A 12395-nucleotide genomic window follows, 5' to 3' on the forward strand; every position below is an offset into this window, starting at 1 on the left:
GAGAGCTCATCGACGAACTCAGACCCGCCATTTACCGCGACAAGCAGCCCCACTCCGCTCCGAACGAGCAAAAGCGTCACAAGCTCTCAGGATGACGCTGTACCCGTAGCCGTCGTCCTGAGGTGCCGGAGCGTAGCGAAGGCCTCGAAGGGTGGCGGCGTGCCGAAGATCTAGAGAGCGAGGCAAGAAGAAATGACAAACCCCTCCCTCCCCCCAGACCGCATTCCCGTCATCGTCGGCGTCGGCGAGATCATCGACCGCCCGAAGGAGATCGCCGAGGGCCTCGAGCCGCTCGATCTGCTGGAACAGGCGCTGCGGCGCGCGGAGGCGGATGCCGGCGCAAAACTGCTCGGCGAGGTGCAGTCGCTCGACGTCGTCAATTTCCTGAGCTGGCGCTACCGGGATCCGGAGAAGCTGCTGGCGCAGCGCCTCGGCATCACGCCTTCGCATTGCTATTACGGTCCGGTCGGCGGCGAGAGCCCGATCCGCTATATCCACGAGGCTGCCAAACGCATCGCACGCGGCGAATGCACGGTAGCCGCGGTCTGTGGCGCCGAAGCGCAGTCGAGCGCGACCAAGGCCGAGCGTGCCGGCACAAAGCTACCATGGACACCGTTCGCCCATGATGTCGAGGAACCGAAGCGCGGCGCGGCGTTCCAGAAGCCGCTGGCGGTGAAGCTCGGCGTGTTTCGCCCCGTCACCGTCTATCCCTTCTACGAGGCGGCTTCATCCGCCCATTGGGGCCAGACGCCACGCGAGGCGATGGCGGAGTCGGGGACGCTGTGGTCGCGCTATTCCGAGGCTGCCGCGCAAAATCCAAACGCCTGGCTGAAGCGGCGCTATACTGCGGACGAGATCACCACGCCGACCGCGGATAACCGTCTCATCGCGTGGCCTTATAACAAACTGATGGTTGCCAATCCCAGCGTCAACATGGGCGGCGCGCTGCTGCTCACCAGCCTTGCCAAAGCGCGCGCGGCCGGCATTGCGGAGGACAGACTGGTTTATCCGCTCGGCGGCGCCTCGGCGGAGGAGCCGCGCGACTATCTGCTGCGCGATCAGTTCCATGAGAGCCATCCGCAGAACGCGGTGCTCAAGGCGGCGATGGATCTGGCTGGCGGCGACGGCAAAAAGTTCGACGCGATCGAGCTCTACAGCTGCTTCCCCTGCGTGCCCAAGATGGCGCGGCGAACACTGGGCTTAGGCGCCGACGTCCAGCCCACCGTGACCGGCGGCCTCACCTTCTTCGGCGCGCCGCTCAACACCTACATGACGCACGCGGCCTGCGCGATGGTGCAGCGCCTGCGCGACGGCGCCGAGCTCGGCCTGCTCTATGGCCAGGGCGGCTTCGTCACCAAGCATCACGCGCTGGTGGTCTCGAAGACGCCGCCGCGCGCGGCGCTGGCGCAGGAGACGAGCGTGCAAACGGTGGCCGACAGCAACAAGCGTGCGGTGCCGGAGTTCGTCACGGAGCCGAACGGCAAGGGCAAGGTCGAGAGTTTTACGGTGCTCTATGGCCGCGGCGGCGATGTCGAGCACGGGGTCGTCATGCTGCGCACGGCGGATGACCGGCGCACGCTGGCGCGAATTCCGGCTGATGACAGCGCGACGTTGGCGCATTTGCTGAATATGGATCGCACACCGGTCGGCTCGCTCGGCGAGGTCGCGATCGCCGCAGACGGCGTGCCGGAGTGGCGGGTGGGGTAGCCCTCGTGTCCCGGACGCGGTGCGGCGCGAAATGCCGCTCCGCAGAGCCGGGACCCAGATGGCGGCGCGGTACACCGCGGCGAGAATAGACCCCGGCTCAGCAGCGCACCACTTCGTGCTGCGCTGCGTCCGGGGCACGAGATTACCCTTAGCCCTTCGGCACCTGCGGTTCGGACGCGGTCGCGGGCTTGCCCTTGGCGCCAGGGCCGACGACTCGCACCGGATCGCCATTGGACAGGCCATCCGGCGGCGCGGTGATGATGCGGTCGTCCGGGACGATGCCGGAGGCGAGTTCAATCTCCCTGCCGAGATCGCGCGCGATCGTCACGGTCTTGAACTGCACCTTGTCGTCGGGACCGACGGTCGCGACGCGCAGGCCGCTGCCGTTGAAGATCAGGGCACTGGCAGGAATGCTCAGCGGCGCCGTGTCGCGCTGGAGGTTCAACTTCACACTGGCGTAGCCGCCGGGCATCAACTCGCCATTGGAATTGTCGAGGCCGAGCTGCATGCGCGTCGTGCCCGACGCCACGTCGACGGCCTGCGAGGACGCCTCCACCGTCGCCTGGAACGTCCGGTTCGGGTATTCCGGCATCACCATGGTGGCCTTGGCGCCGATCTTGATCGCCGGCACGTAGTTCTGGGGCACGTTGACGTAGACCCGCAGCTTGGTGATGTCGGAGACCACGAACATCGCCGGGCCCGAGCCGCCGCCGGCGTTGATCAGCGCGCCAACATCGGTGTCGCGCGCGGTGACCACGCCGTCGAACGGCACGGTGATCTTCTTGTAGCCGGCCAGCGCCTCCAGGCGTTCGACGTTGGCCTGCCCCGAGTGGACGGCCGCGTTCTTGTTGGAGAGGTCGGCAGTGCGCTCGTCGATCTCCTGCGCGGAGACGAAATTGGAGGCGACCAGCGTCTTGCGCCGGTTCAGCGTTGCCTCCGACAGCCTCGCGCTGGCCTGCTGGCTGGCGAGGTCGGCGCGGGCCTGGAGCAGCTGCTGATCGAGGTCGGGCGCCTCGATCTCGGCGATCACCTGCCCGGCCTTGACCCGGGCGCCGATGTCGGCGCTCCAGCTCTTCAGATAGCCCGAGACACGGGCGAAGATCGGGGCACGGTAATAGGCTTCGAGGCGACCCGGCAGGTCGATGGTGGAGTTGAGAGCCTTGGCATTGGGCTGGCTCACCGCGACGCTCGGAACGGCCTGATCGTCGGTCCATTCCTTCAGCCTGGAGCCCTGGTCCTCGCGAGCCCGGATGCCGGTGCCGACCACGAGGCCTGCCGCAATCAGCGCCACCACGCCGAAAATGCCCAGTTTCCGGCGCGAGACCGGTGAGCTTGGTTCAGTGGGCGACATGCGGAGTCTCCAAGGGGGCGGCGGCTTTGGCGCCTTGTTTCTTGTGTACCATACTGAACACCACGGGAACAAATATCAGCGTGGCGAACGTTGCAAAGATCAGGCCGCCGATCACGGCGCGGCCAAGCGGCGCGTTCTGCTCGCCGCCCTCGCCGAGCCCCAGGGCCATCGGCGCCATGCCGATGATCATGGCGAGCGCGGTCATCAGCACCGGGCGGAACCGGACGAAGCCGGCCTCCAGCGCCGCCGCGACGGGGTCGCCGAGCTCCTCATAGCGTTCTCGGGCGAACGAGATCACGAGCACGCTGTTGGCGGTGGCGACGCCCATGCACATGATGGCGCCGGTAAGCGCGGGCACCGACAGCGTGGTCTGGGTCGTGAACAGCATCCAGACGATGCCGGCGAGGGCTGCCGGCAGCGCCGTGATGATCACGAACGGATCGGACCAGGACTGGAAGTTGACGACGATCAGGAGGTAGATCAGGACAATAGCGCCGAGCAGTCCAAACAGGAGCCCGCTGAAGGCGCTGTTCATGGTCTGCACCTGGCCGAGCAGCACCACGGAGGAGCCCTTCGGGACCTCGTTGGCGGTGTCGGCGATAACCTGCCGGATATCATTGGACACCGCGCCGAGATCGCGGCCCGACGTCGTCGCGAAAATCTGCACCAGCGTCTGGATGTCGTATTGTGACACCACCGCACTCGACGTCGAGCGCTTGATGTCGGCGATGCCGCCGAGGATCGGCGACTGCGAATTGCCGGTCGCCGTGATCGGCAGCGTCTGGAGCGCGCTGAGCGAATCGATCTGGTATTGCGGCGTCTGCATCACGATGGAGTAGGACACGCCGTTGTCCGGGTTGAGATAGTAGGTCGGCGCGACCTGAGAGGAGCCCGCGAGATTGACCACGAGGCTGTTGGTGACGTCGCGCTCGGTCAGGCCGACATATTGCGCGCGGGTGCGGTCGACGTCGATGTTGAAGGTCGGATTGTTCGGCGACTGCTGGATGCGCGCGTCGGCGACACCCGGAATTCGGCGGACCTTGGCGAGCAGCTTGTTGGCGTAAGCAAAGTTGGCCTCGGCATTGGCGCCACGGACCTGGAGGTCGATCGGCGCCGGCGCGCCGAAGTTCAAAATCTGGCTGACGATGTCGGCCGGCAGGAAAGCGAAGCTGACGCCGGGAAACAGACGCGGCAGCTGCTCGCGCAGCACGCGCACATGTTCCTCGGTCGGCTTGTGGCCTTCCTTGAGCTTGATCTGGATGTCGCCGTCCTGTGGGCCGATCACGCCGGTGTTGTTGTAGGTCATGTTGATGCCGGAGATCGGCATGCCGATGTTGTCGGTCAGCGTGTCGATCTCGCCGGGGATCAGCTTGCGGATAGCCTTCTGCACGTCGGCGAGCTGGTTCGCGGTCTCCTCGACACGGGTGCCGACCTGGGTGCGGACATGCATCAGAATGTTGCCGGCATCGACCGCAGGGAAGAAGTTGCGGCCGAGGAACGGCACCAGCGCAAAGGACGCTCCGACCACGCAAAGGAAGCCAGCGACGAACACCATACGGTGCCCAAGCGCGAGCCCCAGCAGATTGTGGTACCCGCCGCGAATGCGTTCGAACCGCTTCTCGAAACCACGCTGGAACCAGACAAGCGGATTGCGCGACTTCGGCGGCTCGCCCTCATGATGGACGTGCGCCTGCAAGAGGTAATTCGCCATCGTCGGCACCAGCGTGCGCGACAGGATGAACGACCACATCATGGCGAACATCACGGCTTCGGCCATCGGCACGAACAGGAAGCGCGCGACGCCGGTGAGGAAGAACATCGGCACGAACACGATGCAGATGCAGAGCAGCGAGACGAAGGCCGGCGTCACGATCTGGTTGGCGCCGTCGAGGATCGACTGCTCGACCGGCTTGCCCTGCTCGAGATGGTAGTTGATATTCTCGATGGTCACGGTGGCGTCGTCGACGAGGATGCCGACCGCGAGCGCGAGACCGCCGAGCGTCATGATGTTGAGCGTCTCGCCGATCGCCGACAGCATGATGATGGCGCCGAGCACCGACAGCGGGATCGAGACCGCGATGATCACGGTCGAGCGCCAGCTGCCGAGGAACAGCAGGATCATGACGCTGGTGAGCAGCGCCGCGATCACGCCCTCGAAGGCGACGCCTTGAATCGCGCCGCGGACGAACACCGACTGGTCGCCGATGAAGCCGATCTTGAGCGCATCCGGCATCTGGTCCTTGACGTCGATCACCTTCTGCTTGATGCCGGCGATGATGTCGAGCGTCGAGGTCGCGCCCGCCTTCAACACCATCATCAGCACCGAGCGATTGCCGTCGACATGGACGATGTTGGTCTGCGGCGGATTGCCGTCGCGCACGGTCGCGACATCGCGCACATAGACCATCGCGCCGTTGACGGTCTTGATCGGCAGATTGCCGAGCTCGTCGATCTTGAGCGGCGAGTTGTTGAGCTGGATATTGTACTCGAAGGTGCCGATCTTCTGGGTGCCGACCGGCGTGATCAGGTTTTGCGCGGCGAGCGCGTTGGCGACATCCTGGCCGGACAGGCCGCGGGCCTGGAGCGCGGTCGGATCGAGGTCGATCTGGACCTGGCGCTGCTTGCCGCCGAACGGATACGGGATCGCCGCGCCGGGGACGGTGACGAGCGGCGTGCGGAGCTGATTGATGCCGATGTCGGCGAGGTTCTGCTCGGTGAGGCCGTCGCCCGACAGCGCCACCTGAATGATCGGCACGGTCGAGGCGGAGTAGTTCAGGATCAAGGGCGGCGTCGCGCCGGGCGGCAGTTGCTTCAACAGCGTCTGCGAGATCGCGGTAACCTGGGCATTTGCGGTGCGGATGTCGACGGTCGGCTGGAAGAAGATCTTGACGATGCCGAAGCCGTTATAGGAGTTGGCAGTGATGTGCTCGATGTCGTTGACCGTGGTCGTCAGCGAGCGCTGGAACGGCGTGGTGATGCGGCCGGACATCTGGTCCGGCGGCAGGCCAGTGTACTGCCAGACCACGCCGATCACGGGGATACGGATCTCCGGAAAGATGTCGGTCGGCGTCCGCAGCGCTGCGAGCGGTCCGATGATCAGGAGCAGGAGTGCGAGCACGACAAACGTGTAGGGCCGGCTCAGGGCAATACGGACCAGAGCAATCATTCGTCAGGCAATTCCAAATCAGGGGACAGGGAACACGCCCCCGCGGGTTCCTCGGCTGATTTACCCGAACGCCAGCGCAATGGCCAACGACAGCATGTCACGCGCGGTCAATTCCCTGCTATCGCCCGGCGAAATCGCATTCCAGATATGCAGCCAGCGTCCGAGTGGTTACAGAAGCAGCTTTCACCCACGTAAAAAAGCGGCACCCGGAGGCGCCGCTTTCAGAACTGCCATCGTCTCCCGGCTTACGCCGCGCGGACATTGGTCAGGAATTTGCCGACCTCGGTCTTGAGTCGGGTGCTGTCGTTGGACAGCATCTGCGCGGCCGACAGCACCTGCGAGGAGGCCGTGCCGGTCTCGGTCGCGCCGCGCTGCACGTCGGTGATGTTGGAGGAGACCTGCTGGGTGCCCTGGGCCGCCTGCTGGACGTTGCGGGCGATCTCCTGGGTCGCGGCCCCCTGCTCTTCCACCGCGGCCGCGATGGCCGAGGAGATTTCCGACAGGCGCTCGATGGTCGAGGAGATTTCCTTGATAGCGCCGACCGAGTCGTTGGTCGCCGCCTGGATGCCGGAGATCTGCTGGCCGATCTCGCCGGTCGCCTTGGCGGTCTGCTCGGCGAGCGCCTTCACCTCGGAGGCGACCACCGCAAAACCGCGGCCGGCTTCACCGGCGCGCGCCGCCTCGATGGTGGCGTTGAGCGCCAGCAGGTTGGTCTGGCCGGCGATGGTGTTGATCAGCTCGACGACGTCGCCGATGCGCGAAGCCGCCTTGGAGAGTTCGCTGACGCGCTCGGTGGTGGCACGGGCCTGGCCGACGGCGTCGCCCGCCATCCGCGCCGATTCCTGCACCTGACGGCTGATCTCGCCGACCGACGAGGCCATCTCCTCGGTGGCCGAAGCAACCGACTGCACGTTGGTGGAGGCTTCTTCGGAGGCGGCGGCAACCGTGGTCGCCATGCGCTGCGAGCGGTCGGCGGTCGAAGTCAGCGTCGAGGCGGAGGCTTCGAGCTGGGTCGAGGCCGACGACACGGTCTGGACGATCTCGCCGATCATCGTTTCGAATTCGCGGGTGATGTTGTCGACGCGGCGGCCACGCTCGATCTTGGCTTCGGCGTCGGCCGCGGCGGCTTCGTCCGCCGCCTTCTTGGCGACCAGCGCCTCCTTGAAGACCTGGAGCACATCGGCCATGGCGCCGATCTCGGTCTTCTCGCCGCGATGCGGGACTTCGGCGGTCAGGTCGCCCTTGCCCAGCGCCTGCATCGGTTCGACGATCGAGTTGATGCCGCTGGAGACGTCGTGAACGAGGTAGAAGCTGACACCAATGCCGGCGATCACGGCGGCGCCGAGGATCATCGCGACGATCATGAAGGCATAGTAATAGGTGTCGGATGCGTCCGCGGAGGCCTGATCGCCGCCCTTGGTGTTGAGCTCGATATCCTTGGCCAAGATCGCATCGGCCTCAAGCCCGATCTTGTTGACCGTCTTGGTGTTCAGCTCGTGCGCCTCGTGCGGGATCTTGCCGGCCTCCTGGCGCGACAGTGCCATGACTTCCTGGGTACCTTTCTTGTAGTCCTCCCAGGTCTTGGACCACTGGCTGTAGAGAGCACGTTCCTCGGGCGAGGTAATCATCGTCTCATAGCTCTTGCGGAACTTGGTGTTGGCCTCGACCACGGTCGCGAGGGTCTTCTCCGCCGCGAGCTTCTCCTCCAGCGTTTCTGCCAGCATGTGCTCGCGAATGACGTTCCGGTAGGTGATGACGCCGGCGCGCAGATCGCCGATCACGCGCACGCTGGGCATCCAGTTCGCGGTGATATCGACGGTGTTGGCGTTGATGGCCCGCATCTTCATGACGGCGAGCAGGCCCATACCACTCATCGCGACCAGCAGGAACGCCACGACGCTGATGATCTTGGCGCGAATGGAAATCTTAGCGAACATGGCGGGTCTCTTTGCGTTGGCGCGGTCGCGCGTCCTAAATCGTGGTCAAATCAAAAGGAGCGGCGCCGATATCCAACAACAAAGCGACTGAGCAATTGTTAACTACGACTCCGTACGAGTACGGAACCTTAAAGTAGTGAAGGAGGGACTAAGAATGCCCTGCGCTCAGCGCATGAGCCCAAGCGCATCCGAGAAAAACTCGGGCCCGCCGAAATTTCCGGACTTCAGCGCGAGCAGCATGGCGCCCCCTTGGTGGCCCACAGCGCGTAGCACCGGCACGCCCGCGGCGATCTCCGCACCGACGAGGAATCCAGGAATCTTCAGCCGATCAACGACCGCGCCGGAGGTCTCGCCGCCGGCGACGACCAATCGCCGCACGCCTGATCTCACAAGGTTTTCGGCGATGTCGGCCATGGTCTGCTCGATGGCATGCCCCGCCGCGTCGCGGCCGTGGCGCGCCTGGAGCGCGGCGACCTGATCCGGTGTCGCGCTCGACGCGATCAGCACCGGACCTTCGGCCAATCGCGGCCTCGCCCAGTCCAGCGCACGCTGCGCCTCGCCGGCTCCCGTAAGAATACGGTCCGGATCGAGATGAAGCACCGGCATGACACTTTCAGCGCTGGCGATCTGCTTGAGCGTCGCCTGCGAGCAGCTTCCGGCGAGGCAGGCCGCCGGTCCGCCGACGGCGGCACCGGTCTCGCCGCTCACCGCGGTTGATTTGACCTTGCCGGTCGACACCAGGGCGCGCGCTAGCCCGAGGCCGATGCCGGAAGCGCCGACCGACAGCTGATGGTTGGCAGCGACAAGGCCGATGGTCTCGAGGTCACGATCGAACACGGCGTCGATGATTGCAGCTCCAATGCCCTGGCCCGATAATTCGGCAAGTCGCGCCCGCACGGCATCCGCCCCACGCGTCACGGTCGCGAGGTCGACGAGACCGATTTGCGTCTTGCTCTGGCGCGCCAGCACGCGCACCAGGTTGGAATCGCGCATCGGGTTGAGCGGATGATCCTTCAGCGGGCTCTCGTTCAGCGGCACAGCGCCGACGAACAGATTGCCCTGGTAAACGGTGCGGCCGGTTTCGGGAAAAGCCGGCGTCACCAGCACGACGGCCTCACCGCAATCGGCGCGCAGCGCATCCATCACCGGGCCGATATTGCCGGCGTCAGTAGAATCGAAGGTCGAGCAGATCTTGAACAGCACGTGGCTCGCACCGCGGCCGCGCAGCCATTTCTCCGCCGCGCTGGAGCGCGACACGGCAAGGCCCGCCTCGATCGAGCGGCTCTTGAGCGACACCACGACGGCATCGACCTCGGGCAGCGCGAGATCATCCGCAGGCACGCCGATGGTCTGCACGGTGCGCAGACCCGCGCGCGTCAGCGTGTTGGCGAGATCGGAGGCGCCGGTGTAGTCGTCGGCGATGCAGCCTAATGCCAGCGTCACGGCTTCACCCCCGCGTAAGGCTTGAACCAAGCGAGGCCATCGGTGGTCTTGCCGCGCGGATTGTATTCGCAGCCGACGAATCCGGGATAGCCGAGCCGGTCGAGCTCGGCGAACAGGAACGGATAGTTCAGCTCCTCGCTATCAGGCTCGTTGCGCGAAGGGATGCTGGCGATCTGGACGTGGCCGATGATCGGCATCATTTCGCGCAGCCGCATCGTGACGTCACCATGGATGATCTGGCAGTGATAGATGTCGAACTGGAGTTTCAGGTTCGGAAGCCGCAATTCCTGGATCAGATCGCGCGCGAAGCCGAAATCGTTGAGGAAGTAGCCGGGCACGTTGCGTGCATTGATTGGCTCGAGCACGATGTCGATACCGTGCGGCGCGAAGAACTCCGCCGCCCACGCCACCGACTTGTAGAACGCTTCGATCGCGACGCGCTCGCCGCGGTTGGCGATGCCCGCCATCAGGTGCAGACGCTTGACGCCGGTCGCCTTGGCATAGGGCAGCGCGGTCTCGAGGCTCGCCTTGAGATCGGAGAAGCGCGCCGGCAGCGCTGCAAAGCCTTTCTCGCCGGCATTCCAGTCGCCCGGCGGCAGGTTGAACAGCGCCTGAATCAGGCCGTTGCGATTGAGGCGCTCGCCGACCGCCTCGGCCGGATGCTCGTAGGGAAAGAGGAATTCGACGGCGGTGAAGCCCGCTTGCGCAGCGGCGTCGAAGCGGTCGAGGAATGGTACCTCGGTGAACATCATCGAGAGATTGGCGGCAAAACGGGGCATTGAAAATCCTCTTGGCTCTACTTGTCGCCGGGAAGTTTGACGCCGGTGACCTGCGCATACATCCGCGCCACCGACGCATCATCATCGCGGCCCATGCCGGCGGCGGCGGTCATCAGAAACATCTGGAGGGCTGCGGCAGAGACCGGCACCGGGAATCGGGCGCTGCGCGCCATGTCCTGGATGATTCCGAGATCCTTGACAAAAATCTCGACCGCGCTGCGCGGCGTGTAGTCGCCGTCGAGCACATGCGGCATGCGGTTCTCGAACATCCAGGAATTGCCGGCGGAGGCCGTGATCACCTCATAGACCTTGCGGATGTCGAGCCCCTGCTTGGCGGCGAACGCCATCGCTTCCGATGCGGCCGCGATGTGCACACCAGCGAGCAACTGGTTGATCATCTTGAAGGCGGCGCCCTGCCCTGCGGCATCGCCGAGCTCGTAAAGCTTTGCGGCCATGGCATCGAGCGCCGGCCGCGCTTTTGTAAAGGCAGCCGCACTGCCGGACGCAAGGATGGTCAATTCGCCTTGGGCGGCGCGCTGCGCGCCACCGGAGATCGGCGCGTCCAGATAATGCCGGCCGGTTGCCTCCAGCTGCTTGGCGAGGCGGCGCGCCACGTCGGGATCCATGGTGGCGGAGGAGATGAAGACGCTGTCCTTCGGCATGGTCTCGGCTACGCCATCCTTACCGAACAGGATGGCTTCGGTCTGCGCCGCATTGACGACGACGCTGACGACGATGTCCGCGCCCTTGGCCGCCTCGGCCGGCGTCTTGGCGCCCGCGCCGCCATCCTTCACGAAGCGCGCCACGGCATCAGCCGAAACGTCGCAGCCGGTGACGGTGTGGCCGGCGCGCTTCAGCGAGGTCGCCATGCCAAAGCCCATCGAGCCGAGCCCGATGACGGCGATGCGCTGATTCTGTGACGTGGAGGCGGACATGCGGCTGACCCTTGCGAACGTTTCCCGGACGGCCGGCTTTTACGGCGGCTCTCGTCTCGAATAACACGGCTTGGCCGCGCTGCCAAAGCGTGAGACAAGCAAGCATGACGGCCATGAGTGAGACACGGCTTCGCGAGGAGATCTGCCGCTTCGGACGGTCGCTGTTCGAGCGCGGGCTGACACCTGGCTCCTCCGGCAATATCAGCGTCAAGATGCACGATGGCGGATGGCTGGTGACGCCGACCAACGCCTCGCTCGGCTTCCTCGATCCGGCACGGCTGTCGCGGTTGGATGAGAAGGGCCGGCTGATCTCGGGCGATGCCCCGACCAAGGAAGTTCCGCTGCACACCGCGCTTTATGAAACGCGCTGGACCGCACGCGCAATCGTGCATCTGCATTCGACCCATTCGGTCGCGCTCTCGATGCTGCCCGAGATCGACCCGCGCGCCGCGCTGCCGCCGATGACGGCCTATTACCTGATGAAATGCGGCGCCACCGCGCTCGTGCCCTATTACCGTCCCGGTGATCCCGCGGTCGCGGATGCCATCAAGGGGCTCGCGGGGAAATATTCATCCGTGCTGCTCGCCAATCACGGCCCGGTGGTTGCTGGCGATACGCTGGAAGCGGCCGTGTTCGCGACGGAGGAACTCGAAGAAACGGCGAAGCTGTATCTGCTGCTGCGGGGGATGAACCCGCGCTATCTGTCGCCGGAACAAGTGACGGATCTGGTGAAGGTGTTCGGGGTTACGCTGCCGGAACATGGGCACTAATTCATGGAGGACGTTCATGGCGAGATTCGCAGGCTTCGCTTTCATCGTTCTGCTGGTATGGGGTCTGGGGGAATCGACCGCACAGACGCAAGAGACTGTGCAGGCCACCTTGGCGGCACAGATCCGCACGCAAGGCTTCGCTTGCGACAAGGCACTCAAGGCTGTGAAGGACGCCAAGCGCTCGAAGCCGGATCACGAGGTATGGGTCCTCACATGCAGCAACGCCACCTACCGGGTAAGCCGCGTGCCAGACTTGGCGGCGAAGGTCGAGGTCATTCGATAGCGCCTGTCGGACCTCTTCCCTCCT

Annotated in this window: 9 protein-coding genes; 3 read left to right on the forward strand and 6 right to left on the reverse strand. The window is 65.0% G+C overall.

What is annotated here, in order from left to right; translation table 11 throughout:
• The first annotated feature begins 192 nt into the window (after positions 1-192).
• On the forward strand, positions 193-1707 hold the full coding sequence (locus ABIB73_RS14295; RefSeq protein WP_354224985.1) for an acetyl-CoA acetyltransferase: 1515 nt from the start codon (positions 193-195) through the stop codon (positions 1705-1707).
• A 148-nt stretch (positions 1708-1855) separates the two neighbouring features.
• On the opposite strand, the gene ABIB73_RS14300 is transcribed toward ABIB73_RS14295, so the two are convergent.
• From ABIB73_RS14300 to ltnD, 6 genes are all read right to left on the reverse strand, one after another.
• Positions 1856-3058, reverse strand: a complete 1203-nt coding sequence (locus tag ABIB73_RS14300) for an efflux RND transporter periplasmic adaptor subunit (protein WP_354224986.1) — start codon at positions 3056-3058, stop codon at positions 1856-1858.
• Positions 3045-6224 carry an efflux RND transporter permease subunit gene (locus ABIB73_RS14305; RefSeq protein ID WP_354224987.1) on the reverse strand — a complete coding sequence of 1060 codons (3180 nt, stop codon included), beginning with the start codon at positions 6222-6224 and terminating at the stop codon, positions 3045-3047. The genes ABIB73_RS14300 and ABIB73_RS14305 overlap by 14 nt, the downstream gene beginning before the upstream one ends.
• A 245-nt stretch (positions 6225-6469) precedes the next feature.
• A complete protein-coding gene (locus tag ABIB73_RS14310) occupies positions 6470-8161 on the reverse strand; it encodes a methyl-accepting chemotaxis protein (RefSeq protein ID WP_354224988.1) in 1692 nt (563 codons plus the stop codon).
• A 165-nt stretch (positions 8162-8326) separates the two neighbouring features.
• Positions 8327-9604, reverse strand: coding sequence for a 3-oxo-tetronate kinase (gene otnK, locus ABIB73_RS14315; RefSeq protein ID WP_354224989.1), 1278 nt, complete (start codon positions 9602-9604; stop codon positions 8327-8329).
• Positions 9601-10383: a 2-oxo-tetronate isomerase gene (gene otnI / locus ABIB73_RS14320; RefSeq protein ID WP_354224990.1), complete on the reverse strand. Its 783-nt coding sequence runs from the start codon at positions 10381-10383 to the stop codon at positions 9601-9603. The genes otnK and otnI overlap by 4 nt, the downstream gene beginning before the upstream one ends.
• A 17-nt stretch (positions 10384-10400) precedes the next feature.
• Positions 10401-11318 (reverse strand): L-threonate dehydrogenase, encoded by a 918-nt coding sequence (ltnD, locus tag ABIB73_RS14325; protein WP_354224991.1) that lies wholly within the window; start codon positions 11316-11318, stop codon positions 10401-10403.
• Positions 11319-11431: 113 nt separating this feature from the next.
• Here ltnD and otnC point away from each other — a divergent pair, with 113 nt between their 5' ends.
• Together otnC and ABIB73_RS14335 are read left to right on the forward strand one after the other, a co-directional pair.
• Entirely contained in the window at positions 11432-12088 is a 657-nt protein-coding gene (gene otnC / locus ABIB73_RS14330; RefSeq protein WP_502918433.1) for a 3-oxo-tetronate 4-phosphate decarboxylase, read from the forward strand.
• Between the two features lie 16 nt (positions 12089-12104).
• Positions 12105-12371: a hypothetical protein gene (locus tag ABIB73_RS14335; RefSeq protein ID WP_354224993.1), complete on the forward strand. Its 267-nt coding sequence runs from the start codon at positions 12105-12107 to the stop codon at positions 12369-12371.
• Positions 12372-12395: the final 24 nt, after the last annotated feature.

Source organism: Bradyrhizobium sp. F1.4.3 (genome assembly GCF_040548375.1).
Taxonomy (GTDB): Bacteria; Pseudomonadota; Alphaproteobacteria; order Rhizobiales; family Xanthobacteraceae; genus Bradyrhizobium.

Excerpts from the sequence above, each read along its gene's own strand:
- ABIB73_RS14305 (WP_354224987.1), bottom strand. The coding sequence starts at position 6,224 with ATGATTGCTCTGGTCCGTATTGCCCTGAGCCGGCCCTACACGTTTGTC.
- ltnD (WP_354224991.1), bottom strand. The coding sequence starts at position 11,318 with ATGTCCGCCTCCACGTCACAGAATCAGCGCATCGCCGTCATCGGGCTC.
- otnC (WP_502918433.1), top strand. The coding sequence starts at position 11,432 with ATGAGTGAGACACGGCTTCGCGAGGAGATCTGCCGCTTCGGACGGTCG.
- ABIB73_RS14310 (WP_354224988.1), bottom strand. The coding sequence starts at position 8,161 with ATGTTCGCTAAGATTTCCATTCGCGCCAAGATCATCAGCGTCGTGGCG.
- ABIB73_RS14300 (WP_354224986.1), bottom strand. The coding sequence starts at position 3,058 with ATGTCGCCCACTGAACCAAGCTCACCGGTCTCGCGCCGGAAACTGGGC.
- ABIB73_RS14335 (WP_354224993.1), top strand. The coding sequence starts at position 12,105 with ATGGCGAGATTCGCAGGCTTCGCTTTCATCGTTCTGCTGGTATGGGGT.
- ABIB73_RS14295 (WP_354224985.1), top strand. The coding sequence starts at position 193 with ATGACAAACCCCTCCCTCCCCCCAGACCGCATTCCCGTCATCGTCGGC.
- otnI (WP_354224990.1), bottom strand. The coding sequence starts at position 10,383 with ATGCCCCGTTTTGCCGCCAATCTCTCGATGATGTTCACCGAGGTACCA.